Genomic DNA, 24722 nt, shown 5'->3' with positions numbered 1-24722 from the left:
ACTGCCGACCAGTCAATACTCAGTTCAAACCCCGGCAAAAACCTGTTAGTCCCAAGCTTGATCTTTGACTTGAGGAAACCGGATGACAAAAACCGAAGATCGTGTTGGTCGCGTCTATGATCTTGTGCGCAGGATGGCCGAGAACTTTGAGTTCAAACCAGAATCCCAGATCAATGAGGTTGCCCTGGCCAAAAGCTTTGGCACCAGCCGGACACCTGTACGCGAAGCGCTGAACCGGCTGGTGGCCGAAGGGTTCCTGACCTTTCAGGCCAGGCGGGGATTTTTCTGCCGTCCGCTTAGCCCCTCTCAGATTCTTTCCCTGTATGAGGCCCGGATCGCGGTTGAGACGGAAGCTGTGAGGCTGGCTATTCGTAAATCCTCGGATAGTCAGCTGGCCGCATTGGTGGAAACATTGCGTGGGGTTTTGAGGGAATATGACCAGTGCGAAGACCCCCGGCGGTTGTTGGAGTTGGATGAGCAATTCCATGTGGACATTGCCAAGGGGTCCAAAAATCAGGAACTTGTGCGTATTCTTGAGAACCTCAATGCGCGCATCCGGTTCGTTCGCCTGATCGATCTAAAGAATGCGTATTTGAATGGTGGGGCTGAAACGACGAATAGCCAAATTCCCAGCCACCTAATGATCATGCAAAATATTGCAGACCGCGATGAAGGCATCGCAGTCGATACCATTCGAAAACACATCGAACGCCGCCGCGAAGAGACGACCGAGGCCGTCGCCAAAGCGTTCGCCGAAATCTACTTTGTGGATGACGATGCCTAAGCGGCTATGACTCTTGACCACGCTTGCAGGATTTGACGATGTCTTGCACCAGAATTTCAACCGCCCTCCTTTGGGCCAGTGATGGCCGTGTTGCGAGGTAAAAGGTTGAGTTCCAGTTCAGCTTGTCCGGCGCAAGCTCTCTGAGTCGATCGCGGTGGGCCCAGTTTTTGATAAAGTGAACCGGTAGCGGACCCAAAAAGTGACCGGTTTCAATCATCATCGCCATTGCTTCCATATTTGCCACGGTGGCTTTTGGCTGCGCAGTCTGAAGCACCGGTGACACCAGAATGTTGTAGGAGCGCTGACAAATTTGGTGCTGTGAGATTACATCCAGATCAATCTGATCGTCGGGTAAGTCAAACAAGGGATGATCCTGCCCACAGTACAAACGATGCTCTTCCTGGCACAGTTCGGTGTATGTCAGCTCTGGGACCTGATTGCGGAAAGGGGCGATTGCAACATGCAAATCACCGGTAATCAGCTTCTGTGTTAACTCAGTTGGTGATGCGACGACCACCTCTAGCTGCACTTCGTTGGGGCGGTCGAGAAACCGCTTAAGGACCTGTGCCAGATTAAGCTCTGCCAATGTATTGACCGCATCAATGGTACCAATCCGCAGATCTCCAGTAGTGGTCCCACGCAATTCCAGCAATTCAGCGTCGAAATCACGGGCACTGCGCAAAATGTCTCCGGCTTTGCGATAGGCGATTTCGCCCCGTTCCGTCAGGCGAAACCCGCCGCGGCCGCGTTCGCAAATCCGATAACCAAGCGCGGTTTCCAGATCTCGGATTCGGATGCTGATCGCCGATTGCGTAATGCCCAATGCGTATTGCGCATCCGTAAATCCACCGCATTCGACCACGGTCACGAAGGTTTCAAGCAGAGTATTTCTAAGCAGTTTCAACGCTTATCCGCCTTTCGGGAGTCGTGGTGTTATTTACATAAAAATACCTCATGTGAACATAAACAAGATGATATTTTTTTGTGTAATTTTCTATGCTGTCCTGATCCCTGAAGACTAAACCCAATAAGGCAACAGGGAAGAAACCAACATGACCTTGACCTCTCGTCCCCTCAAGATAACTGCCGCAGCAGCATTGCTGGGTCTGACCCCTCTCGCCGCCTTGGCCGAGGATTGGAAGTTCGCAATCGAAGAGATTCCGGGCTCGATCATGGATGCCTACGCGCAGGAGTTCAAATCACGCATCGAAGCCGCCACCGATGGTGAAGTGACCGTGACCGTCTATCCGATGGGCACGCTGGGCACACCGACCGAAACGGTTGAACAGGCCGCCGACGGTGTCATCCAGTTCACCAACGTATCGATTGGCAATCTTGGCACCGTGGTGCCAGAAAGCCAGGTTTTCCTGCTCCCCTACTTGCTGCCATCCGATCCGGCCGCGATTTCGAACATCCTCAGCAGCTCGGAAACCATCTACGGTCCGCTGAACGATGACTTCCGCCAGCGTGGTCTGGAAGTTATGACCATGTATTCCGAAGGGCCGCAGGTCTGGACCACCAACCGCGAAATCCGCACGCCCGAAGACTTTGACAACTTCAAGATGCGGGTAATGGTGTCGCCGATCCTGCTGGAGACCTATAAAAACATGGGCGCCAGCCCGACACCGCTGCCGTTTGGCGAAGTTTTCGGCGCGCTGCAACTGGGCGCAGTTGACGGTCAGGTCAATCCGATCCCGACCATCGAAGAGATGAAGTTCTATGAGGTCACCAGCCACCTGATCTGGGCCGGTGAGCAAGAGCTTGTCACCACCGTCGTTGCCGGTTCGGACTGGTTTGAAACCCTCAACCCCGACCGCCAGCAACTTGTGCGCGACACCATGGCCGACATGACAGGGTTCATTGATGGCGTCGTCACTGATTTTAACCAAAAACGTCTGGATATCATCAAAGAAGCCAAACCTGACATTGGCCTGGTCGTTCTGACCGAGGACGAGCGTGACGCCTTCCGTGAGCGTAGCACGGGCACCTCTGCCGCCTATGTCAACACGGTTGGCGACCGTGGTCAGGAACTGCTGGACGCGCTGCAGGCGGAACTGTCGGGCAACTGATCCCTCCCCACCCACTCACTCACTCAAAACTACCTCACGCGCCTTGCGCGTGGGGGCTTTCAAAGGGGGGAAACTATGCAAAGCAATACTGCCACTCCCTTCGGCTTGCTGGGAAAGATTGACGCCGTCATCGGACGGATCGAAATCTGGATCCTGGGCTGGGGGACCACCCTGATGGCCGTGAACACCATCGCCAATGTCTTTGGGCGATATGTGTTCAACCAATCCATCTATTTTTCGGAAGAGCTGAACGAGTTTCTAATTGTGATCGTCACCTTCATGGGACTGGGCTACGCCACACGTAAGGGCATCCACATCCGAATGTCAGCCATCTATGACGCCCTGCCAGTCAAACTGCGCAAAGGCCTGATGGTGGTGATCGCCACCACCACAGCCATCGTGATGGGTGTGCTGGCCTGGTACGCGTTTGAATATGTGCAGAAAGTCGCCTCGCGCGGGCGGATCACCCCAGCGCTGCAGCTGCCGCTGTACCTGACCTATGTCTGGGTGGTGATCGGATTGGCACTGGCCTCGTTCCAATACCTGCTGACTGCGATCCGGAACCTGAACTTCGCTGACGAGGACGTCTATGTCTCGTACCTCGAAATTGACAGCTATGAAGATCCGGAAACTGCGTCGGCCATCAAGAAATTCCAAGATACTGCGGAGGCGGACAAATGACCGAGTTGATGCTGGTTGTAATGATCGTCCTGCTGCTGGCAGGCTTTCCAATGAAAATGCCCTTGATTTCGGCGGCTGTGCTGGGGTTTCTCGTCTACTTCCCTGAAATGAACATGCAAATCCTGATCCAGCAGATGATCGGGGGCGTGAAGCCGGCTGCGCTGATCGCGGTGCCGATGTTCATTTTGGCCGCTGATATCATCACGCGAGGACATTCCGCCAATCGGCTTATCGATCTTGTGATGAGTTTCATGGGCCATATCAAAGGCGGCCTGGCAATTTCCGTCACCTCGGCCTGCGCCTTGTTCGGAGCTGTGTGTGGGTCAACCCAGGCGACGGTGGTGGCCATTGGCGGTGCGATGCGGCCGCGGATGCTGAAATCTGGCTATAGCGACAGCTTTTCGATCGGGTTGATCGTAAATGCCGCTGATCTGGCCTATCTGATCCCGCCATCCATCGGCATGATCATCTATGGCGTGGTCTCGGGGACGTCGATTTCGCAGCTTTTCATCGCGGGCATCTTGCCCGGGTTGCTGATCGTAGTGTTATTCTCGGCCTATTGCATGGTGTACGCTTACCGTCACGAAATCCCAGTTCTGCCTCGCGAGGGGTGGGGACAGCGCTTTACCGCGTTGCGCAAAGCCCTGTGGCCGATGGGATTTCCGGCGATCATCGTCGGAGGCATCTATGGCGGCGTGTTCTCACCCACCGAAGCGGCGGCAATCTGCGTGCTTTATGCTGTGATCCTCGAGGTTGTGATCTTTCGCTCGATCAAGGTCGGAGACCTGTTCGATATTGCCCTGTCCACAGGGGCCATCACGTCCGTCGTGTTTATCCTGATTGCCGCCGGAGCCGCCTTTAGCTGGACACTTAGCTTTGCCCAAGTGCCGCAGACTATCATCGCAGCGCTGGGGCTGGAACAAGCCAGCCCGCTTATGGTGTTGCTGGCGATCAACGTGGCCTTCTTCCTCGGCTGCATGTTCGTTGACTCGATCGTGGTGATCCTGATCCTAGTTCCGATCTTTGCGCCGATGATCAAGACCAGTGGGTTAGACCCGGTACTGGTTGGCGTTCTGATCACACTGCAAGTCGCCATCGGAGCCGCCACACCCCCCTTTGGCTGCAACCTGTTCACCGCCATCGCCGTATTCCGCCGCCCCTTTGTCGAGGTGGTCCGCGGCGTGCCGCCCTTTCTGATCATCCTTTTGGTCGTGACCGGGCTGTTGATGGCTTTCCCTCAAATCGCGCTGTTCCTGCCGGAATTGGCGTACCGATAACTCATAAGAAACGGAGAAATCATGTCGGGTCATGGCTATGAATCTGGTCGTCTGAACCTGCCTTTTGTCGGCATCGCGACTTTTGGCAAAAAACCTTATGTCGAGAATTGGGATGAGATCGACGCCGATGTCGCCGTCCTTGGTGCACCTTTCGATTTCGGGTGTCAGTTTCGATCCGGTGCCCGGTTTGGGCCGCGCGCTGTGCGCGAAGCGTCAACCCTGTTCAGCTTTGGCCACGCCGGTGCCTATGACCACGAGGATGACGCAACCTATCTGGCCAGCGATGTGCGCATCGTCGATCTGGGCGATGCCGACATCATCCATACCAAGACCGAGGAAAGCCACGCCAACATCGAATACGGTGTGAAGAAAATCCTCGATGCGGGCGCTCTGCCGGTGACTATCGGTGGAGATCACTCGATCAACATTCCGTGCATCCGCGCCTTTGAAGAAGATTGCGCAAAGAACGGACCTATCCACGTGATCCAGATCGATGCGCATCTGGACTTTGTCGACGAACGCAAAGGCGTCACCGATGGTCATGGTAACCCGATGCGTCGGGCAATCGAAAAAAACTATGTCTCGGGCATGACCCAACTGGGCATCCGCAACGTGTCCTCAACCGCGAAAGAAGGTTATGACGACGCGCGGGCGCGGGGTTCAGATATCCTATCCGTACGACAGGTGCGTAAACTGGGAACTGAGGGCGTTTTGGATCGTATCCCCGAAGGTGCGCGTTATTACGTCACCATAGATATCGACGCGTTCTGCCCGTCGATTGCGCCCGGAACAGGGACACCCAGCCATGGCGGGTTCCAGTACTATGATGTCCTGGAAATCGTTCAGGGGCTCAGTAAACGCGGTAATGTGGTTGGCATTGATCTGGTTGAGGTCGCCCCTGCCTATGACCAGACCGAAAGTACACAGATTCTTGCGGCTCAATTGCTGCTGAACTTCCTCGGGTTCATTTTCCACAACCGGAAATAAGGTCCCTCCCTGTCAGTCCGGCGTGCAGAAACCTTTCAACTACGCGCCGGGCTGCGAGTTTCCTTTCGCAGGTTTCCATCCAATGTCCCTACCCCAAATAGTCGCGCAGGCTGGGCGGTGGATTGTCCAAAAGGTCCCGGGTCGGCGCAGGAGGATGTGCCTGCTCGTTAGACACAAGAACCGTCTGGCCGGTAATGCGGCGCGCGTCCTGCGGGTCGTGGCTGACCATAAGCAGGGTCGTTCCGGTTTCCGCCAGCAACCCAGCCACAAGATCAAGCATTTCAGCCTTCAGTGCCGGCCCCAGCGCCGCAAACGGTTCGTCCAGCAGCAACATCTGACGGCGCTGCACAAGAACCCGGGCTAATGCGACCCGGCTTTGCTGACCTCCAGACAGTTCGGCTGGCTTGCGATCACCCAGACCCGGCAGGGCAACCCGATCTAGTGCGGTTTGGACCTGAGATCGCTCATCAACCGTCAACCGCCCGTTCGGGCGCAAGCCCAAAGCGATATTCTGTTCGACCGTCAGATGTGGGAATAGGTTGCCATCCTGAAACAGCATCGCCAAAGGGCGCTTGCCAGGGGCGCGGTTGGATATAAGGTCTCCGTCCCAGAATATCTTTCCCTGTTTGAGGTCACGAAACCCGGCAATCGCCTCAAGCAGTGTCGACTTTCCCGCGCCAGACGGCCCAATAATGGCTACACTGGCACCGGTCTCGACGGCAAAATCAGCACGCAACGAAAATTTTCCGTTCTCGATTACGCAGCCTTTAAGTTTCAGCATGCAACCGCCCTCCGCGATCCAAAAGCCAGAATGCCCCCATCGACAGTAACAACAGCAACAGAGCTGCCCCGGCCGCCGCTTGCATCTGATACGCCCCCATCAATCGATAGATCTGCAAGGGCAAGGTCGCGATCTGTGGATCGGCGAACAGGGCAATAACTCCCAGATCTCCCATCGACAGCGCGGCTGACAAACCCGTGGCAAAGCGGATCTGTGGGCGCATGCGCGGCAACAGGACGCGGGAAAAGAATGTTTTCTTGTCCATGTCCAGCGACAGGGCAAGCCGTCCGTGTCGCGCCACCACGTCGCGGGCCGCCGGCACCAGAATGCGTAGCGCGAAGGGCAAGGCCATGACGGCATTCACCAGCGCGGTTACCGGCAATGCCAGTGTTACTGGATTAGCGATGGGGCGGATCAGAATAAACAGCCCGGTGCCAATCACCAACGGTGAAGCCGCCAGCCCCAGAATACCGCTAAGCTCAACAATCCCGTGACGACCGGTTGCAACGGCCATGGCCATCGGCAGTGCAAGCATCAACAAAACAATCGTACTGGCGGTGGCAACCAGAACCGATATCACCGCCGCACGGAACACCAAGGCAGGCATTTCGAGCAACCCAGATAGGCCAGAGATCGCCACTGCCGCCAAAGGAAGAAGCAGAAACGCTGCCGCGAGCCCGATCCAGCACGCATCAATTGCGGGCGCGCCGCCATCCCATCGTTGTATCGCGCGGTCCAACCCTGCACCGAACCCGTCACCACGCGAAAATTTCAGCGCAGCCATTGCGGCAGCAGCGGTCAAAGCCAGTTGCACCGCAGAAAGCAACGCCGCGCGGCCAAGGTCGAAATCGTAGGTAAAGGATTGATAGATCGCGAGTTCAAGTGTCGTTGCGCGGGGCCCTCCGCCAAGAGTCAACGCGACGGCAAAGCTAGTCAGGCAAATCGCAAAGATTACGGCCAGAACACTTGGCAGAATGCGCCTTAACATTGGCAGTTCGATCAGACGGAACATGGCAAAGCCATCGCACCCCAATTGCGCGGCCAACCGAAATCTTTCTGCCGGAATTTCCTGCCACGCCTGCAGGATCAGCCGCGTGGCCAGAGGCAGGTTGAAAAATACATGGGCCAGAACCACCCCGTGCAACCCGTAAATACGAAGCGGTGGCAGGCCAAACAGACCTAAAAAATCTGAAATCCAGCCTGCACGTCCGAAAACCTGCAACAACCCAAGGATCGCGACGATGACCGGCAGGATAAAGGGGGCGCCCAATAGGGCGATCAGGGCAGACCGTCCACTAAACCGACGCCGCGCCAGTGCCCGGGCGACCGGAATAGCCAACCCGACACTCAACAGCGCAGACAACACCGCCTGAACCAACGTAAAGCGCAGCGCCGCCCAATCGGCCGGACCCAACCCACCCGCTGTATCAGCGCGCAGGGCTACCGCGGCCAATGTGCCCAATATCAGCGCAGCAACCAGTGCCGCTGCGCCAACACCCGGCCAAGGGCTTACTGGCTGAGCGCGCCCAGCCATTCCGCAAGCGCCTGATCCCGCACGGCGGCGGCTTCATCCGGGGTATACAGCAAGGATTTCTCAGGCGTGATCAACGTGTCAAACCCTTCGGGCAGGCCAGCCGCAGGGGTCACTGCCGGATACATCCAGTTGGTGGTCGGGATGATCTGCTGGAAGGTGTCCGAGACCATGAATTCCAGAAATTGATCCGCCAGTTCGGGCTGATCGGTACCGGCCAGCTTTGCCGCAACTTCAACCTGCATGTAGTGCCCTTCGTCAAAGGCGGCCGCTGCTTTGCTGGCGTCATCCTCGGCGATCAAGTGATAAGCAGGCGATGTGGTGTAGCTGAGCACCATGTCCGCCTCACCCTCAAGAAACAGGCCATACGCCTCGGACCAACCTTTGGTCACGGTCACGATATTGTCGGCAAGCCCGGCCCAGATTTCGGGGGCTTCGTCTCCATAAGACGCTTTGACCCACAACAGCAGCCCCAGACCCGGAGTGGACGAGCGCGGGTCTTGAATAATGATCTTGGTTTCACCCTCGGCCAGTTCACGGAAATTGGCAGGTGCCGCCGCATCTGCGTTATGGACAAAAGCAAAATAGCCCCAGTCATAAGGCGCGAACACGTCATCTGACCATTCAATCGGCAGGGTATAATCGGCGCTGACCGGGTTGGGAGCAAACAAGCCAGTTTCCTTGGCCGCTGCGATCAGGCCGGTGTCCAGCCCAAGCACCACATCGGCGTCCGTGTTTTCTCCCTCAAGCCGAAGACGCGACAACAGCGCCGCGCCATCTTCGACGCCCACAAGGTTCAGATCACAGTTGCATACTGCTTCGAAAGATTCTTCTACTTTCGGGCCCGGACCCCAGTCCGAGACAAAGCTGTCATAGGTGTAAACGGTCAGCTGAGGTTTGTCGGCCGCGACAGCCGCTGTTGCGCTCAGAAGTCCCGCAGCAATCATCAGATGTTTCATGTCATCCTCCATTGCGGCGAGAGGGCAAGGGTGGATGAAACCGTTACCTTTCCCTCCGCCGGTTCTAGCCGGTTCAGGTTCTACGGGTTCGCCAAAGGCATCTCAGCGCGGCAGGCCACGCACCCCGAGGTGAGGTTGTCAGTAGGTTGGAACGGACGAAAAGACAACCGGGTTAAAGTGTTTTTTGGATGCTCAAATTGGCATCCGTTCAGCTGGACTGAGAGATGCGCAACATAATCGCCTTGTGGAACAATCACCGAGGGAAAGGTTTTGAACTACGTTCTAGGTACTGGAACGGTTTGCGTTTTTACCCTTAAGAATTTCAGAGGCCGAACCTCAAAACTGAGAGGACGGCCACCAATCTTTTAGGCCTTAAGGCTAACCATCTTACCTTTCGGTCCCAGCCGCGTTGGGACGATAAAAGTCGCGGTACCACTTAACAAACTCAGCCACACCATCTTCGACCGAAGTCCTTGGTTGATAACCGGTCAATTCCCTGAGCAGCGATGCATCGGCCCAAGTTGCGGGTACGTCACCGGGCTGCATCGGCATCATGTTTTTATTCGCCTTGATGCCAGTGGCCGTTTCGATGGCTTCAATAAACGCGGTCAGCTGTACCGCATCATTGTTGCCGATATTCACCACTCGATGGGGGGCGACCGGTGACAAACTGTCCCCTTCTCGAACATTGCCGTCTGCGGGGCGCACAGGGACGGCGTCCATCAGCAGGCGGATCGCCTCAACCAAATCTTCGACATAGGTAAAGTCGCGTTTCATGTCACCGTGATTATAGACGTCGATCGCATTGCCCTCGAGGATCGCTTTGGTGAATTTGAACAGCGCCATGTCCGGGCGACCCCAAGGGCCATAGACGGTGAAAAACCGGAACATGGTGATCGGCAAATCGAACAGATGCGCATAGGAATGGGCCATGCTTTCGGTCGATTTCTTGGTGGCCGCGTAGAACGACATCTGATGATCGGCGCGTTGGGTTTCCTTATAGGGCATCTCGGTATTGGCGCCAAAGGCCGAAGAAGTCGAAGCCAACAGCATGTGTTTGGGCGGATGCGCCCGCGCCGCTTCCAGAATTTCGAAAGTCCCTATCACATTGCTTTCCAGATACGAGCGCGGATTCTCGATCGAATAGCGCACCCCAGCTTGGGCAGCGAGGTGAATGACATAGTCAAAACCATGTTCCCCGAACAGCTCCATCATCAGGCCGGGGGTTTCGACCTTGCCAATGACGGGCGAAAAATTCTTACCATTGGGTTCGCGCTCCAGCATGTCGTGGCGGGCCTTTTTCAACGACACATCATAATAATCGTTCAGAGAGTCCAACCCCACTACGTGGTACCCTTGGGCCAGCAGAAGCTTGCTCAGATGAAAGCCAATAAAACCGGCTGACCCGGTGATGAGAACGCTCTGCATAATGTTGCCCTTGTAAAAAACTTGGTATTTCGGGCCTTTTTAGTGCGAGATCAAGGGAAGATACCACCACAGATATCGCAGAAAGCGGTGTATTCTGCTGTGCCCTTTCGCCACCTAGGCAACGCGTAGCAATAATCTACCTTTGTATAGGATTGGCAGCAGCGGACGCCAAAGGTTGTCAGCATTAATCATGCGCATAATTGACGCGCATATATAATGGACCTATCTTAGGGTGAAGGGAGGCATATCTGATGAACGCCCAATCACGCAGACCAACCAACCTTTCGCTGGACAGCGCATTGCTGTCCGAAGCCAAAGCTTTGAAGGTCAACCTTTCCCGCGCAGCCGAAGAAGGTGTTCGTATAGCGGTTGCCGAGGCCAAAGCCGAGCAGTGGAAAGCAGAAAACGCGGAAGCCCTCAAAAGCTCAAACGCGTATGTTGAGCAACACGGCCTGCCGCTGGACAGCTTCCGGCATTTCTGATGCCCAAATACGATGTTTTTCCGAATCCATCGGGTGATGGCTATCTTCTGGATGTGCAAACCGATCTGCTTGGGGACCTGAATACGCGGGTGGTCGCCCCGTTGATACCATTGGCCAAGGCCCCAAAGCCCGCGACCCGGCTTAATCCAGTGTTCGATATCCATGGCGAACAGGTTGTCATGGTCACCCAATTCATGGCCGCGGTTCCGGTGGGAATTCTCAAATCTCAGACCGCCAACCTGAATGAGGAAGCCGACCGGATCACGGTTGCCATAGACATGCTGATGCAGGGCTTCTGATATCTGTCGAGCGACCGAAGTCTTGTTGATCAGGGTTGACTGAACCCTCCGCTAGTTGTCCTGACCCAGCACCTTTATGGCACCCAGTAGACGAGCGATTTCCTGTTCGGTGTTGTAGTGGCAGAACGAGATGCGGATGCAATCCGACAGGCCCAGTGGCTTTAGGACGTTGCCGGAATAGTGGTCATCCTTACGGGTGTGGGTGCGGATGCCCTGCTGATTCAATATCTCCACCACATCTTCTGAGGCATGCCCTTTGACCACGATTGAAACCAACCCTTCGCGCGCGGGATTGTCAGCCCCGGCCAGAATGGTGACGTGATCCATATCGCGCAGGCCAGGCAGATTTCCGGTCCCATTAATGGCGGCGTTGGTCAGGTGGGTCTCATAGGCATGGATGGCACGGCCAGCGGCCTCGATCCGTTTGCGCGGCTCGGTCTCGTCCGACACCTCTCCGCCCAGCCAGTCGAAATAGGACACCACGTCCGAGACGGTCGCATAAGATCCAGTGTCACGAGTGCCGAATTCCCAGCCCGTCGCAGGCGCGTCGATCAGCATGTCATGCGGGGTGTTGGTTAGCTTTTCAGAAATCCAGGCAATGCCATAGCCATGGCGCGAAAACACCTTGTAGGGCGAGATCGCATAGCCATCAACATTGTAGGCATCCAGATCCAGTTGCCCGTGGGCAGCGTGCTGAATGCCATCGACGATGATCATGCAATCCGGTGCGACCGAGCGGATCGCGGAGGAAATCGCCACCACATCCATTCCCATACCTGTCACCGGTGAGGCATGCAGGATTGTTGCCACCGCCACATCGGGTGTCATCAGCGCAGTGTAATCCTCGGGTGTGACCAGCCCGGTTTCGTCATTATGCGGCACAATTACGTAGTCCAGTCCCGCAATCTCGGCCCAGCGGTGCGCAGCGCTGCGGGTGGCAGGGTGTTCTATGGACGACCCGATCACCTTGGACCCCTTGGGCGCGGCCAGACAGGCGGTGCGGATCATCCGGAACAGCAACTCTGTCCCGCTTTCACCGGCAAAGAACTGCCCGCCCGAGGCGTTCATGAATACCGCCAAGTCACCCTTGGCCTTGTTGATCACATTCTGTGTCCCCTGCCCCGCCGGGTTGATGCGCCCGGGGTTGTCTGGGATCGCAGCATAAAAAGCCGAGGTTTCGGTGACTGTTTTCAATGTCAACGCACCGCCTGCGTTTTCAAAAAAAATTCGCTCGCCTTGAAACGGGCAGCTTTCGACATGGTTAAACCGGTCGCGGATCGCATCGATGAGGGCTGGGTTGTTCTGGATCATGGGTCTGTCCTGTAGTTTTTCAAAGCGCGCGGGGTGCGATCAGAGTGTGAGCGGTCATTCAAGTGTCTGCCAGCTTTGTCTCTGTAACCCAAGGATTGTCGAGCAGATTGGCGGCCGTCTGGCGCGTTGGCGACATCAGACAGTCTGCCACCGCCATAACTATCTAGAGGTATTGCCAACGAGAGCGACGCCGATAATCATGCGAAGTCTTGCCGGATCGCCTAAAGAGTGAGCGCAATATCCCTTAAAAACCCACATTAAACAAATAAATTCAGGATAATTGGGTTGAAATTGTATGTTTTTGTGGAACTATAGGGAAGAATGATGTCAAAAAGCCGGAATCTGATGTTACAAGAAGACGACAGCCTGGAACTTCAGGATTGGATTGTTGACTTGCACAGCGTGATGCAGTGTGCCGAGGGCTATCAGTGCGTCGGAATAGCGGGAGATGTCCGAGATTCTAAAGGTGAAGCTCGACCGCCCGAAAGGAAGCTGGGCGCCACCACGGGGCACGGCTATGCGCAGATGTTGGACGTTGATGCAAATTCAAGAAATGCGATCGAACTTAATTGTAATTCTGCTAGAGCCCGCATGACCTTTCCCAATTATTGCTGCCCTAGCCCCGCAATCCATCACTAGACAGGACGGACCTGGATGTTGAATCCAACAAGCTCACAAAATACCGAAATGGCTGATCTGGTAACGCATGCGATGGCGGTTGCCGACATAGCCAATACTGCGGCACGAGGGTATTTTCGCGGTAGGTTGGGTGTTGAATTCAAGTCGGATGAAAGCCCGGTTACACAGGCCGATAAAGGTGTTGAAACCCAGGTGCGCACTTACCTAGAGCAGCATTTCCCGGATCATGGTATCTTTGGTGAAGAGCACGGGTTTGAGGGGCAGAATTGTCGTGAAGTTTGGATCATTGACCCGATTGATGGCACAAGATCGTTCCTTTCGGGGCATCCGCTGTTCGGCTTCTTGCTGGGGCATCTGGTTAATGGCAAGCCGGATATCGGAGTGATCGGTATGCCTGCGTTGAATGAGGTGTTTGTAGGCGTTTCCGGTCAGGGCGCGACTCTGAATGGCAATGCCATCGCAACGTCAAAAAAGACGCGGTTGGATCAATCCATCCTGTTTGTGAACGAAGGCGACAAGATCTATCGCGATCATCCCGCTTTATTCGCGAAACTGATGCAATCCGGGCAGACCCGCCGGTTCGCCTATGACTGCTACCCGCATGCCCTGCTGGCAGCAGGGCATGTGGATGCAGTGATTGATTATGACTTGCAGCCTTATGACTTCTTGCCTGTTCTGGCCGTTGTTGAGACCGCAGGTGGAGTGATGACCGACTGGAATGGCAAGCCCCTCGACCTGAACTCGGATGGTCGGGTGATCTCGGCCGCAACGCCTGAACTGCATGCGGAAATGCTGGATAAAGTGAACGGTTAGGCTCATGGCGATTGTAAGCTTTCTCATCAACTTGGCCGGAGCGACAATGTTGTTGCTTTTTGCCGTGCGCATGGTGCGCACGGGGATTGAGCGCAGCTATGGAGCCTCGTTCCAGCGCGTTATGACGGGCCAGCGCAGTTATTTGCAGGCGTCGATGGTGGGGCTTTCGATGGCTATTGTGCTGCAAAGCTCAGCGGCGGTGGCATTGTTGACCTCGGGCTTTGCCGCTGGTGGGATGCTGGCATTTCCTGCGGGCCTTGCAATGGTACTGGGTGGCGATCTGGGGTCTGCGCTGATTATTCAGATCCTGTCGTTCAAGCTGGATTGGCTGGTGCCGCTTCTGTTGGCGATTGGCGGGTATCTGTTCGTCAAAACCGAGTCCAAGAAACCGCGGCAATTGGGCCGCATTCTGATGGGCATCGCATTCATCCTGATCTCATTGCGCTTTTTGCGTGAGGCAATGGACCCGATCCGCGACAGTGCTTTTCTGCCCGCCATCGCCGACTATCTGGCCCGCGACTATATCACCGCGTTTTTGGTGGGTGGTGCGCTGGCCTTTGTCATGCATTCCTCGGTCGCGGCGATCTTGATGTGCGTGACGCTTGTGCAAATCGGCGCAATTCCTTTTGCCGCCGGGCTGTCGCTGGTGTTGGGGGCTAACTTCGGCTCGGCTTTTATCCCGGTTTGGTTGACGCGGGGGATGGATTTATCAGCCCGGCGCATCCCCTTTGCCAATCTGGCCCTACGTGGCAGTTGGGCCGTTATTACCCTTTTCGCGGCCACCACAGCCCTGAGGGCGGGCGTTCTGGGCGATCTGCAAGGCGGGCAAATGCTGGTGAACGCGCATCTGGCCTTTAATGCCTCTTTGCTGGTTCTGGCGCTGCCATTCTGTGGACGCCTAAGTGCCCCGTTCGAGCGGCTGTTGCCAGACCCGAAAACATCAGAGGCTGCGCTGCAGCCGGGTCGTCCCGCCAGCGCGTTGGACATGCGCAATATCGGCAGCCCCAGCCAGGCCCTATCGAGCCTCAAGCGGGAACTGCTCAGGATGAGCGATCTGGTTGAATCGATGTTCCGCCCATCGCTGGAACTGTACCGCAGTGGAGACAAGGAACAGATCCGTGCCGTCAGGGACATTGATGTCGAGGTGAACGAGTGCCTGTCTGGCGTCCGAAAATTCGTGGCAGCCATTCCGGCAGAGGATTTTGGAAAGCAGAATGCGAAAGTGGCGCGCGACTTGATGGAATACGCCATTCGCCTTGAAACTGCAGGCGACGTTGTCGCCAAACGTCTGACTGTGTTGGCTACCAGCATGCGCAAAAAAGGTGCATCATTCTCGAAAGAAGGTTGGGCAGAATTGGTCGAAATGCACGAGGGTATTTTAGCCAATCTCAAACTGGCCTCGAACGTGCTGATCTCGGATGATTTGGAAAGTGCCCGCCTGCTGAGCCTCGAAAAGACCGAAATCAAACGGGCCGAGCGTGACAGCCGCAAGCGTCATCTCAAACGGCTTCAGCATGGCAGTACGGAAAGTTTTGAGACCAGCGATATCCATCTTGAGACGTTGCGCGCGCTGCGTGAATTCAACAGTCACATCGCAGCGGTGGCTTATCCGATCCTCTATCGGAATGGTCAGTTGCTGGAAACACGCCTGATCGAAGAAATGCCCCGGACGCAAAAAGATTCAGATACAGAGGTGAAAGGATGATTGCGCCCGTAGAGGTACTGAACGAAGAGGGCCAGGGCAAAGTGGTCTTATTGTGCGAACACGCGAGCCATCGGATTCCATCAGACTACAGTGATCTGGGTCTGTCCGAAGCTGACCGGCTAAGCCACGCAGTCTGGGACCCGGGTGCGCGAAGCCTGGCGTTAAAGCTTTCGCAGGCTTTGGATGCGCCGGTCGTGGCCTCGACCGTGTCGCGCTTGGTTTATGATTGCAACCGCCCCCCGGAAGCCGCAAGCGCAATGCCTGAGAAATCTGAACATATCATGGTCCCGGGGAATACAGGCCTGACGCAAGCGCAGCGCGATGCGCGTACGGCTGCGGTTTACGACCCGTTCTGCGCCGCTGTGTCCGAGGTTTTGAACAAGCGCCGGGCTGATACGGTGATCGTGACTGTGCATTCATTTACCCCGGTCTATTTCGGCCAACCGCGTGCGGTTGAGCTGGGTTTGTTGCATGATGAAGACAGTCGGCTTGTGGACGCGATGCTGAATTATGTGGATCGTATTCCGAACCGCCGAACCGAGCGAAATGAGCCTTATGGTCCAACCGATGGGGTCACCCATTCGCTACGCCTGCATGCGCTTAGCCGAAATTTGCCAAATGTAATGCTGGAAGTGCGCAACGACCTACTGCGTACCGATGAAGAGATTGCCGTCGCAGCAGAAGAGGTATTGACCCTGCTGTTACCGGCACTGAACGACATCGCGATTAAGGAGGATAAATCGTGAGCGGAACTTTCAACCTCGACGAACTGAAGGCACGTGTGACTGCGGGCGATGTTGACACGGTTTTGGTATGTTTTGTTGACATGCAGGGACGTTTGATGGGCAAACGCTTTCATGCGGGTCATTTTGTTGCGGGTGCATGGGAAGAAACGCATTGCTGCAACTATTTGCTGGCGACAGATTTGGAGATGGGTACGCCGGATGGCTATGCCTCGACCAGTTGGGAGCGGGGCTATGGCGATTACGTCATGAAGCCGGACCTCAGCACGCTGCGCCCTGTTCCGTGGCTGGAAGGCACTGTGATGGTGATGTGCGATGTGCTGGATCACCATACCCACGAAGAAGTGCCGCACGCGCCGCGCTCGATCCTGAAACAGCAGGTCAACCGCCTGAAGGCGATGGGCTATGACGCGATGTGCGCGACCGAGCTTGAGTTCTTTCTGTTCGAGAAGAGCTTTGACCAGATCCGTAAGGAGGGCTTCCGCGATCTGGCTCCGATCTCGGGCTACAATGAGGATTACCACATCCTGCAGACCACCAAGGAAGAGCATGTGATGCGTCCGATCCGCAACCATCTGTGGAATGCGGGGATTCCGGTCGAGAATTCGAAAGGTGAGGCCGAGACCGGACAGGAAGAGCTGAACATCAAATATGCGGCGGCAATGGAGACGGCCGAGTATCACTCGATCGCCAAGAATGCGGTGAAAGAGATTGCCTGGCAGCACGGCCATGCGGCGACCTTCCTGCCGAAATGGCATCATGACAAGGTGGGCAGTTCGTCCCACGTACATCAGTCGCTGTGGGCGGACGGTCAGCCGGCATTTTTCGATAAGTCGGATGCGCTAGGCATGTCGGCGCTGATGAAAAGCTACATGGCGGGGCTGCTGAAATACGCGCCGGACTACACCTATTTCATGGCACCCTACATCAACAGCTACAAGCGTTTCATGAAGGGCACCTTTGCGCCCACACGGATCATTTGGTCGGTGGACAATCGCACGGCCGGATACCGTTTGTGTGGCGATGGCACCAAGGCGGTGCGGGTCGAATGCCGCATTCCGGGCTCGGACATGAACCCGTATCTGGCGATGGCCGGGATGCTGGCCGCCGGAATTGCAGGGATCGAGGAAGGGCTGGAGCTGCAGCCGCCCGCCCAAGGCGATGTCTATCAGGGCGACACCGGCATGATCCCGGGTACGTTGAGGGACGCACGAAACGCCCTGCATGGGTCGGCCATGTTGCGCGCGGCCATGGGGGATGAGGTGGTCGATCACTATACCCGCGCGGCAGAGGTCGAGATCGAGGAATTCGAGCGCGTGGTAACCGATTGGGAAGTTGCCCGCGGGTTCGAGCGGGCGTGAGCTTGGGCCAGGCTGGGGCCCTGCCCCCAGACCCCCGAGGTATTTTTGGCCAGACGAAGCAGGGGACCCTGCCGTCTTTCGAAATGGAGTGGTTATGGGCAGATGTTGAAATGTGTCTCACCGATTGATGGATCGGTTTTTGCGGAACGCGAGGTTCTGTCGCGGGACGCCGCCTTTGCGGCGGCTGAGCGCGCACGTGCCGCGCAGGCGAACTGGGCGGCGCGGCCGTTGGAGGAGCGTATCGATCGTGTGATGGCGGGCGTGGCGGCTGTTGGTACGATGAATGATGAGATCGTTCCCGAGCTGGCTCATATGATGGGCCGCCCGGTGCGTTATGGCGGTGAGTTTGGTGGTTTTAACGAGCGCGCCAGCCATATGGCCGGGATCGCCGAGGCGTCGCTGGCGGATATCGCGGTGGGCGAGGATGAGACCTTCAAACGCTATATCAAGCGCCTCCCGCATGGAGTGGTGTTTGTGGTGGCGCCCTGGAATTACCCTTACATGACGGCAATCAACACGGTGGCCCCGGCGCTGATCGCGGGCAACACGGTGATCCTGAAACACGCCACCCAGACCCTGTTGGTGGGTGAGCGGATGGCACAGGCCTTCCATGCAGCTGGCGTGCCGACAGATGTGTTCCAGAACGTGTTCCTCAGCCATGACGTGACCAACGATCTAATTGCGGGCAATGCGTTCGACTTTGTGAACTTCACCGGCTCGGTCGGCGGTGGTCAGGCGATGGAGCGTGCGGCGGCGGGCACCTTTACCGGTGTGGGCACCGAACTGGGCGGCAAGGATCCCGGCTATGTGATGGAGGATGCCGATCTGGAGGCTGCCGTCGATACGCTGATCGACGGGGCGATGTTCAACGCCGGTCAGTGTTGCTGCGGGATCGAGCGGATTTACGTGCATGAAGCCCTCTATGACGACTTTGTCGCCAAGGCGGTGGAAATCGTGAAGGGTTACAAGCTGGGCAATCCGCTGGACAGCGAGACGACGATTGGCCCCATGGCCAATGTGCGCTTTGCTGATGAGGTGCGCGCGCAGATCGCCGAGGCGGTCGCCGATGGCGCGGTGGCCCATATCGACACCTTCGCTGAGGATGACGGTGGTGCTTATCTCACCCCGCAGATTCTGACCAATGTGACCCATGAAATGCGGGTGATGCGGGATGAAAGCTTTGGTCCGGTGGTGGGCATCATGAAGGTCTCATCCGACGAAGAAGCGATTGCGCTGATGAACGACAGCGAATTTGGCCTGACCGCCAGCCTGTGGACCCGCGATGTGGATCGCGCGGCCCGTGTTGGCGATCAGATCGAGACCGGCACCGTATTCATGAACCGGGCCGATTATCTGGACCCCGGCCTGTGCTGGACCGGCTGCAAGAATACCGGGCGGGGCGGCGGCCTATCGGTCATCGGCTATCACAACCTGACCCGTCCCAAATCCTACCATCTGAAGAAGGTGACATCATGAGCCTTGTTGGAAACTGGTCTTACCCGACCGCGATCAAATTCGGTGCTGGGCGCGTCAAAGAATTGCCCGAGGCCTGTGCCACAGCGGGGATGAAAAAGCCCTTGCTGGTCACCGACAAAGGGCTGGCCGACCTGCCGATCACCACGGCAACGTTGGACATCATGGAGGCCGCCGGTCTGGGCCGGGGTCTGTTCAGCGACGTTGACCCGAACCCGAATGAAAAGAACCTTGAAGCCGGGGTTGCCGCCTATAACGCTGGTGGTCATGACGGGGTGATTGCGTTCGGCGGTGGCTCAGGGCTGGATCTGGGCAAGATGGTGGCCTTCATGGCCGGTCAGACGCGTCCGGTCTGGGATTTTGAAGACATCGGCGACTGGTGGACCCGCGCCGATGCGGATGTTATCGCCCCGATCATCGCGGTGCCAACCACCGCCGGAACAGGGTCTGAGGTTGGGCGCGCCAGCGTCATCACCAACTCTGAGACGCATGCCAAGAAGATCATCTTCCACCCCAAGGTTCTGCCGAGCGTGGTGATCTGCGACCCGGAACTGACCGTGGGCATGCCCAAATTTATCACCGCAGGCACCGGTCTGGATGCCTTTGCCCACTGTGTCGAGGCATTCTCAAGCCCGCATTACCATCCGATGAGCCAGGGGATCGCGCTGGAAGGCATGCGGTTGGTCAAAGAGTATCTGCCGCGCGCCTATGCCGATGGCACCGATCTCGAGGCCCGCGCACATATGATGAGCGCAGCCTCGATGGGCGCCACCGGTTTCCAGAAAGGTCTGGGCGCGATCCACGCCATGAGCCACCCCATCGGGGCGGTGTTCAACACCCATCACGGCACCACCAACGCGGTCTGCATGCCCGGCGTGCTGGAGTTTAACGCCCCTGTCATTGCCGACCGGTTCCAGATGGCAGCCGATTATCTGGGCATCCAGGGCGGCTTTGACGGCTTCCGCGCCTTTGTGCAAGACTTCAACGACGAGTTGGGTATTCCGCGCAAACTGTCTGACTTGGGCGTGACCGAGGCCGCAATTCCTGAACTGGTCCAAGGCGCAATCATCGACCCATCATGCGGTGGGAATCCCGTTGAGCTGACTGAAAGAAATCTAAAAACACTGTTCGAAGCAGCGTTGTGAAAGCAAGGGCCTCGGTAGACACTCTGCCGGGGCCAGAATTTATAATCACCAGTGGTGTTCCACAGGGTGAAGCCGGTTGGTCTTACCGGACAAAAGCAGTCAAGTGTTCATATATTAGTAGACCAGACGCGTTTCAGTCGATGACCGGATTTATTGGAAAATATAAATAAATCTCCGTAATTCAAATATTGTCACAAAACATTCACAATTTTTGTGGATTTTTAAGTGAAACTATGTTGGGCTTAAAAAATGGATCACGATAGCGATAATATCCCTCATCGGGGCCGTGAACTTCTGGATGTCCTGGCAAGGTTGGGGGGCTCGGCGCGCAATACCCAGATCGCGCAGGTTATGGACGTTTCTGAGGAAACTGTTCGTCGACTGGTCAAAGCGCTGGCGCAAAAAAACATGGTTGAGAGGGTGCATGGGGGAACCTATCTTTCCCGGGCGCAGGACACGCCGATGTTTTCCGGGGCGTTGGAGCAAAACGCCGAAGAAAAGACGCTTATTGCCAACAAGGTCAGCCAAATGATCGAAGACGGCATGGTGCTGTTCATTACGGTGGGCTCAACGACCACCCATGTTGCCGAGCAGCTGCGCGATCTGAAGAACCTAACCGTGGTCAGCAACTCGCTATCGGTTGTCGCCTCACTGGCTGATCACAACGGAACGCGAGCAATCCTTGCCGGTGGTGAGGTTATTCGGTCCGAACGCGGCAGTTTTGGTCGTGCGGCCGAGGAACTGGCCTGCCAATACAGTTATGATGCGGTGATTTGCGGTGCGGATGCCATATCGCTTTCCGGCGGCGTGTTGGCTTCGAACCCGCTGGAGGCTGAGTTGACGCGCGCGTTGCTTAAAAATACGCGGCGCATGATTGTCGCAACCGATCACACGAAATTCGGGGAAAAAGCGACCAATGTATCCTGCCGATTTGACCAGGTGACCGATTTGGTGACCGACATACCCCCGTCTGAAACTTTCGCCACGGCTTTGAAGGATGCGGGGGTTACAGTCCATGTCGCTGCGCTGCGTGGCAAAAAAAAGAAAAAGAAGAAGAGAACCGACGTTGCTGCAGTCAACTAATCGGTTTCACAAGCAAATAAAAAACGAAACTGACGTTACCGTAGGGAGAAAACATGAAACAGCTTCTGATGTCAGGTGTGGCCTTGGTCACTCTGGGGGGAACTGCCTGGGCGAACTGTCCGGCAGCGACAGTTGCAGATATGCAGGGCCTATCTGATGGTGCTTATCCGCAGCAATTTGATCTGGCAGAGTTTCAGTCGGCCGCGGGCTGTACGCTGAGCTTTGCAGAAAACCCAGCCATTGCAGATCTAAATGGTAAAATCCGCGGCAATGGCGACCTGCCTGCGGTGGCGGATCGTCTGCCGGCCGAGCCTTTGGTCATCGTGCCATATGACTCGATCGGTCAGTATGGTGGGGTTTTGGATGCGCTGTCCAACGCCACCGAAAGCGGCACGTCAGACTTCCTGTCTGTACGTCACGTGAACCTGTTCCGGTATTCCGACGATCTTCAAACCTTGGTGCCTAATGTGGCCAAGTCCTGGGAATGGAACGATGATTTCACCCAACTGACCGTGCATCTGCGCGAAGGTCACAAGTGGTCGGATGGGGCGCCGTTCACCGCGGAGGATGTCGTGTTCTGGTATGACAACCTGATGATGGACACCAATGTCATCGCCGAAGCCAAGGATTATGCTTTGGCAGGCGGTGAACCCATGAAGGTCGAGGCGCTGGATGATACCACGGTGCAGTTCACCCTGGTCGCACCCAAGCCGGGCCTGACCGAGACGTTTTCGTTCACTTATGTGCAACCCTACCAGCCCAAGCATTTCTTCGAAAAGTTCCACCCGGCGTTGGATGAAAATGCTGACGCCAACGCACAGGCTCTTGGGTATGAAAACGGTTATGAACTGATCAAGGCCTACTACGGTAACTCGGACTGGATGGATACGCCGTCGCCAATGCTGACGGCAGGTGACAAGCTGGCGGGTCTGCCCAAGGATGCTATGCCGACCCTTGAAAGCCATATTCTTGTGAAGGAAAGCACCGAAGGGCGCCACTATGTCGCCAACCCCTACTTCTTCCAGGTCGACACACAGGGTAACCAGCTGCCCTATATCTCGGAAATGGATGAAACATATGTCCCGGATGAAGAGGTGCGTAACCTCAAACTATTGAACGGCGAGGTGGATTACAAATCTCAGGGTGTGAACCTGACATCTGCTCCGGTTCTTTTGGAGGGTCAAGAAAGCGGCAACTACACGTTGGAAGTAAAGCCCGCGATCGGCTATCCGGTGCTGACTTTCAACGTGACCGCCGAGGATGAGGCCAAACGCGCGCTCTTCAACGACATCCGTTTCAGAACGGCCATGTCGGTTGCGATGGACCGCAATCAGCTGAACGAAGTTACCGCTTTTGGACTGGGTGAGCCGACACAGTATATCGGGTTCTCACCGCGCCCGGACTTCATTGATGCCAAATGGTCAGAGTACGAGGCTGGTTTTGATCAGGATCGTGCCAATGCTCTGCTGGATGAGGTCGGCCTAGTCGATCAGAACGGTGACGGTTTCCGCGATCTGCCAAACGGTGACCCGCTTGTGTTGGACTGGCAGTTCTCGACGCAGTCAGCCTCTGCTCAACTGGTGGAACTCATCGCTCAGAACTGGAAAGACGTGGGCGTCAACACCGCGATCAAAGAGGTTACTTCTGATGAGTTCCGCGCGGCGCAATCGGCCAATACGTTGGATATGGGTATGTGGCTCAAGAGCCAGCCTGCCGGTTCGGTTCTGGGCGACGGCGAAATCTGGGTTCCCCCGTTTGACGGGTACTTCGATGTTCGAACCGGGATGCTCTGGGCGGAATACATCAGCTCGAACGGTGAAAACGGTGTCGAGCCGCCCGCTTGGGTTGCCGATCTGAAAGCCGCTCTGGATACTTATCAATCCAGCGCACCTGGATCGGACGCATCCATTGCTGCCGCTCAGAAAATGGTTGAGATAATGACCAGCGAACTGCTGTTCATTGGTACGGTCAACTCGCCGGCACCGATCTACCACTCGAACAATCTGCAGAACTTCACCGAGTTCAAGACGCAGTCGTACGAGTTCTATCGGACCTATCCGTATCGCCCTGCTCAGTGGTGGTTGTCCGAGTAATCCGATCCTTGATCTGAGATGACGGAATGGGGCGTTCGCGCCCCGTTCCAAATGCTAGCCAGGAACAAAGACATGCTCCAATTCGCCCGCTTTGCCGCCACGCGTGCGGTGATGGCTGTGGTCACACTTGTATTGGTATCACTCATCGTGTTCACGCTGATGGAGCTTGTGCCGGGCGATTGTGCCGAACGCTATCTTGCCTATAAAAATACCCAAGGCTCGGCCATCACACTGGCGGATATCGAGGCCGAACGGGCCCGACTAGGGCTTGATCGCCCGTTCCTGACACGCTGGGCCAGTTGGCTGAGCGGTGCCTTCCGCGGTGATTTCGGCGAAAGCTGCATATTACGCGTGAATATCGCACAGCTATTGGGCGACAAGTTTTGGATCTCGCTGTGGATCTGCCTTGGATCGTTGACGCTGGCCTATATGATCGCGCTACCCGTGGGTATTATCTCGGCTGCTTCCAAGAACGCATTCCTCAACAATTCTCTGCGCCTGATCAGCTATCTGGGTCTGGCCATGCCCAACTTTCTGCTGGCGCTGATGGTGATGCTGTTTTCCACAATCTATTTTGGCGAGACACTCACCGGCTTGTTCAGCCCCGAATATCGCGAGGCCCCCTGGTCATGGGCCAAGTTCGTGGACCTGCTGAAACATGCCTGGTTGCCCATATTCATTCTGGGCTGGTCCGCGACTGCCTTTGCGTTGCAGACCGTGCGCGCATTGATGTCGGATGAGATCGGCAAGCTTTACGTAACCGCAGCTGCGGCGCGTGGGATTTATGGCCCGCGTTTGTTGTGGCGCTACCCCGCCCGTCATGCGCTTGGGCCAATTATCAACTCGCTGGGATTTGACCTGAACCGTATCTTCAACGAACTGCCCATTGTCGCCCTGATCCTGACACTGACCGAGGCCGGGTCGCTGCTGCTGGAGGCTCTGGCACGGTCGAACGACCAACAACTGGCAGGCGCCATCATCTTCCTGCTAACAGCCGCCATCGTCACACTCAATTTCGCCACGGATATCCTGTTGGCTGTGATTGATCCGCGTGTGCGCAAGAGCATTCTGAGGTAAG

22 protein-coding genes and 1 riboswitch are annotated in these 24722 nt (G+C 56.2%); of the genes, 16 read left to right on the top strand and 6 right to left on the bottom strand.

What is annotated here, in order from left to right; translation table 11 throughout:
* Nucleotides 1-82 precede the first annotated feature (82 nt).
* Complete coding sequence (locus GOX21_RS19670) at nt 83-784, top strand: GntR family transcriptional regulator (RefSeq protein WP_170351141.1); 702 nt, start codon at nt 83-85, stop codon at nt 782-784.
* A 4-nt stretch (nt 785-788) separates the two neighbouring features.
* On the opposite strand, the gene GOX21_RS19665 is transcribed toward GOX21_RS19670, so the two are convergent.
* Complete coding sequence (locus GOX21_RS19665) at nt 789-1688, bottom strand: LysR family transcriptional regulator (RefSeq protein ID WP_170379398.1); 900 nt, start codon at nt 1686-1688, stop codon at nt 789-791.
* A gap of 148 nt (nt 1689-1836) precedes the next feature.
* Between GOX21_RS19665 and GOX21_RS19660 the strand changes: the two genes are divergently transcribed.
* The 4 genes from GOX21_RS19660 to speB all read left to right on the top strand — a co-directional run bounded on the left by GOX21_RS19660 (nt 1837) and on the right by speB (nt 5798).
* Nucleotides 1837-2853, top strand: a complete 1017-nt coding sequence (locus GOX21_RS19660; RefSeq protein WP_170379400.1) for a TRAP transporter substrate-binding protein — start codon at nt 1837-1839, stop codon at nt 2851-2853.
* A 75-nt stretch (nt 2854-2928) separates the two neighbouring features.
* Nucleotides 2929-3534 carry a TRAP transporter small permease gene (locus tag GOX21_RS19655; protein WP_170379402.1) on the top strand — a complete coding sequence of 202 codons (606 nt, stop codon included), beginning with the start codon at nt 2929-2931 and terminating at the stop codon, nt 3532-3534.
* Complete coding sequence (locus GOX21_RS19650; protein WP_170379404.1) at nt 3531-4811, top strand: TRAP transporter large permease; 1281 nt, start codon at nt 3531-3533, stop codon at nt 4809-4811. Before GOX21_RS19655 ends, GOX21_RS19650 begins: the two co-directional genes overlap by 4 nt.
* A gap of 21 nt (nt 4812-4832) precedes the next feature.
* Nucleotides 4833-5798 carry an agmatinase gene (gene speB, locus GOX21_RS19645; RefSeq protein ID WP_170379406.1) on the top strand — a complete coding sequence of 322 codons (966 nt, stop codon included), beginning with the start codon at nt 4833-4835 and terminating at the stop codon, nt 5796-5798.
* An 88-nt stretch (nt 5799-5886) separates the two neighbouring features.
* Here the strand turns inward: speB and GOX21_RS19640 are convergent, their stop codons facing one another.
* The 4 genes from GOX21_RS19640 to GOX21_RS19625 form a co-directional block, all read right to left on the bottom strand.
* Complete coding sequence (locus GOX21_RS19640) at nt 5887-6579, bottom strand: thiamine ABC transporter ATP-binding protein (protein ID WP_170379408.1); 693 nt, start codon at nt 6577-6579, stop codon at nt 5887-5889.
* On the bottom strand, nt 6566-8113 hold the full coding sequence (locus tag GOX21_RS19635; RefSeq protein ID WP_170379410.1) for a thiamine/thiamine pyrophosphate ABC transporter permease ThiP: 1548 nt from the start codon (nt 8111-8113) through the stop codon (nt 6566-6568). The genes GOX21_RS19640 and GOX21_RS19635 overlap by 14 nt, the downstream gene beginning before the upstream one ends.
* Nucleotides 8089-9069 carry a thiamine ABC transporter substrate binding subunit gene (gene thiB, locus GOX21_RS19630; protein WP_170379411.1) on the bottom strand — a complete coding sequence of 327 codons (981 nt, stop codon included), beginning with the start codon at nt 9067-9069 and terminating at the stop codon, nt 8089-8091. The genes GOX21_RS19635 and thiB overlap by 25 nt, the downstream gene beginning before the upstream one ends.
* Before the next feature lie 32 nt (nt 9070-9101).
* A riboswitch (TPP riboswitch) is annotated at nt 9102-9206 on the bottom strand.
* Between the two features lie 250 nt (nt 9207-9456).
* Nucleotides 9457-10497, bottom strand: coding sequence for a GDP-mannose 4,6-dehydratase (locus GOX21_RS19625; protein WP_170379413.1), 1041 nt, complete (start codon nt 10495-10497; stop codon nt 9457-9459).
* A 251-nt stretch (nt 10498-10748) separates the two neighbouring features.
* Here GOX21_RS19625 and GOX21_RS19620 point away from each other — a divergent pair, with 251 nt between their 5' ends.
* Both GOX21_RS19620 and GOX21_RS19615 read left to right on the top strand, forming a co-directional pair.
* Nucleotides 10749-10979 (top strand): type II toxin-antitoxin system CcdA family antitoxin, encoded by a 231-nt coding sequence (locus GOX21_RS19620; RefSeq protein ID WP_170379415.1) that lies wholly within the window; start codon nt 10749-10751, stop codon nt 10977-10979.
* Nucleotides 10979-11278 (top strand): CcdB family protein, encoded by a 300-nt coding sequence (locus GOX21_RS19615; protein WP_170351152.1) that lies wholly within the window; start codon nt 10979-10981, stop codon nt 11276-11278. Before GOX21_RS19620 ends, GOX21_RS19615 begins: the two co-directional genes overlap by 1 nt.
* Nucleotides 11279-11329: 51 nt before the next feature.
* On the opposite strand, the gene GOX21_RS19610 is transcribed toward GOX21_RS19615, so the two are convergent.
* A complete protein-coding gene (locus tag GOX21_RS19610; RefSeq protein ID WP_170379416.1) occupies nt 11330-12589 on the bottom strand; it encodes an aminotransferase class V-fold PLP-dependent enzyme in 1260 nt (419 codons plus the stop codon).
* Nucleotides 12590-13243: 654 nt separating this feature from the next.
* Between GOX21_RS19610 and GOX21_RS19605 the strand changes: the two genes are divergently transcribed.
* The 9 genes from GOX21_RS19605 (at nt 13244) to GOX21_RS19565 (ending at nt 24721) form a co-directional block, all read left to right on the top strand.
* Nucleotides 13244-14041, top strand: a complete 798-nt coding sequence (locus tag GOX21_RS19605) for an inositol monophosphatase family protein (RefSeq protein ID WP_170379418.1) — start codon at nt 13244-13246, stop codon at nt 14039-14041.
* Nucleotides 14042-14045: 4 nt separating this feature from the next.
* Nucleotides 14046-15746, top strand: a complete 1701-nt coding sequence (locus tag GOX21_RS19600; RefSeq protein ID WP_170379419.1) for a Na/Pi cotransporter family protein — start codon at nt 14046-14048, stop codon at nt 15744-15746.
* Entirely contained in the window at nt 15743-16492 is a 750-nt protein-coding gene (locus tag GOX21_RS19595; protein WP_170379421.1) for an N-formylglutamate amidohydrolase, read from the top strand. The genes GOX21_RS19600 and GOX21_RS19595 overlap by 4 nt, the downstream gene beginning before the upstream one ends.
* Before the next feature lie 80 nt (nt 16493-16572).
* Nucleotides 16573-17850 (top strand): glutamine synthetase family protein, encoded by a 1278-nt coding sequence (locus GOX21_RS19590; RefSeq protein ID WP_254428633.1) that lies wholly within the window; start codon nt 16573-16575, stop codon nt 17848-17850.
* 102 nt (nt 17851-17952) lie between these two features.
* Nucleotides 17953-19326 (top strand): aldehyde dehydrogenase family protein, encoded by a 1374-nt coding sequence (locus GOX21_RS19585; RefSeq protein WP_170379425.1) that lies wholly within the window; start codon nt 17953-17955, stop codon nt 19324-19326.
* Nucleotides 19323-20468, top strand: coding sequence for an iron-containing alcohol dehydrogenase (locus tag GOX21_RS19580; protein WP_170379427.1), 1146 nt, complete (start codon nt 19323-19325; stop codon nt 20466-20468). The genes GOX21_RS19585 and GOX21_RS19580 overlap by 4 nt, the downstream gene beginning before the upstream one ends.
* Before the next feature lie 249 nt (nt 20469-20717).
* Nucleotides 20718-21551, top strand: a complete 834-nt coding sequence (locus GOX21_RS19575; RefSeq protein WP_170351160.1) for a DeoR/GlpR family DNA-binding transcription regulator — start codon at nt 20718-20720, stop codon at nt 21549-21551.
* 53 nt (nt 21552-21604) lie between these two features.
* The gene (locus GOX21_RS19570; RefSeq protein WP_170379429.1) at nt 21605-23644 is read left to right on the top strand and encodes an ABC transporter substrate-binding protein; all 2040 of its coding nucleotides are present in this window, start codon (nt 21605-21607) and stop codon (nt 23642-23644) included.
* A 72-nt stretch (nt 23645-23716) separates the two neighbouring features.
* Nucleotides 23717-24721 carry an ABC transporter permease gene (locus GOX21_RS19565; protein ID WP_170379431.1) on the top strand — a complete coding sequence of 335 codons (1005 nt, stop codon included), beginning with the start codon at nt 23717-23719 and terminating at the stop codon, nt 24719-24721.
* Nucleotide 24722: the final 1 nt, after the last annotated feature.

This window comes from Ruegeria atlantica (assembly GCF_013032005.1).
Lineage (GTDB): Bacteria > Pseudomonadota > Alphaproteobacteria > Rhodobacterales > Rhodobacteraceae > Ruegeria > Ruegeria atlantica_A.
This window is presented reverse-complemented; position numbering and strand designations above follow the sequence as displayed.

Excerpts from the sequence above, each read along its gene's own strand:
- GOX21_RS19670 (WP_170351141.1), top strand. The coding sequence starts at position 83 with ATGACAAAAACCGAAGATCGTGTTGGTCGCGTCTATGATCTTGTGCGC.
- GOX21_RS19660 (WP_170379400.1), top strand. The coding sequence starts at position 1,837 with ATGACCTTGACCTCTCGTCCCCTCAAGATAACTGCCGCAGCAGCATTG.
- GOX21_RS19655 (WP_170379402.1), top strand. The coding sequence starts at position 2,929 with ATGCAAAGCAATACTGCCACTCCCTTCGGCTTGCTGGGAAAGATTGAC.
- GOX21_RS19650 (WP_170379404.1), top strand. The coding sequence starts at position 3,531 with ATGACCGAGTTGATGCTGGTTGTAATGATCGTCCTGCTGCTGGCAGGC.
- speB (WP_170379406.1), top strand. The coding sequence starts at position 4,833 with ATGTCGGGTCATGGCTATGAATCTGGTCGTCTGAACCTGCCTTTTGTC.
- GOX21_RS19640 (WP_170379408.1), bottom strand. The coding sequence starts at position 6,579 with ATGCTGAAACTTAAAGGCTGCGTAATCGAGAACGGAAAATTTTCGTTG.
- GOX21_RS19635 (WP_170379410.1), bottom strand. The coding sequence starts at position 8,113 with ATGGCTGGGCGCGCTCAGCCAGTAAGCCCTTGGCCGGGTGTTGGCGCA.
- thiB (WP_170379411.1), bottom strand. The coding sequence starts at position 9,069 with ATGAAACATCTGATGATTGCTGCGGGACTTCTGAGCGCAACAGCGGCT.
- GOX21_RS19625 (WP_170379413.1), bottom strand. The coding sequence starts at position 10,497 with ATGCAGAGCGTTCTCATCACCGGGTCAGCCGGTTTTATTGGCTTTCAT.
- GOX21_RS19620 (WP_170379415.1), top strand. The coding sequence starts at position 10,749 with ATGAACGCCCAATCACGCAGACCAACCAACCTTTCGCTGGACAGCGCA.
- GOX21_RS19615 (WP_170351152.1), top strand. The coding sequence starts at position 10,979 with ATGCCCAAATACGATGTTTTTCCGAATCCATCGGGTGATGGCTATCTT.
- GOX21_RS19610 (WP_170379416.1), bottom strand. The coding sequence starts at position 12,589 with ATGATCCAGAACAACCCAGCCCTCATCGATGCGATCCGCGACCGGTTT.
- GOX21_RS19605 (WP_170379418.1), top strand. The coding sequence starts at position 13,244 with ATGTTGAATCCAACAAGCTCACAAAATACCGAAATGGCTGATCTGGTA.
- GOX21_RS19600 (WP_170379419.1), top strand. The coding sequence starts at position 14,046 with ATGGCGATTGTAAGCTTTCTCATCAACTTGGCCGGAGCGACAATGTTG.
- GOX21_RS19595 (WP_170379421.1), top strand. The coding sequence starts at position 15,743 with ATGATTGCGCCCGTAGAGGTACTGAACGAAGAGGGCCAGGGCAAAGTG.
- GOX21_RS19590 (WP_254428633.1), top strand. The coding sequence starts at position 16,573 with ATGCAGGGACGTTTGATGGGCAAACGCTTTCATGCGGGTCATTTTGTT.
- GOX21_RS19585 (WP_170379425.1), top strand. The coding sequence starts at position 17,953 with ATGTTGAAATGTGTCTCACCGATTGATGGATCGGTTTTTGCGGAACGC.
- GOX21_RS19580 (WP_170379427.1), top strand. The coding sequence starts at position 19,323 with ATGAGCCTTGTTGGAAACTGGTCTTACCCGACCGCGATCAAATTCGGT.
- GOX21_RS19575 (WP_170351160.1), top strand. The coding sequence starts at position 20,718 with ATGGATCACGATAGCGATAATATCCCTCATCGGGGCCGTGAACTTCTG.
- GOX21_RS19570 (WP_170379429.1), top strand. The coding sequence starts at position 21,605 with ATGAAACAGCTTCTGATGTCAGGTGTGGCCTTGGTCACTCTGGGGGGA.
- GOX21_RS19565 (WP_170379431.1), top strand. The coding sequence starts at position 23,717 with ATGCTCCAATTCGCCCGCTTTGCCGCCACGCGTGCGGTGATGGCTGTG.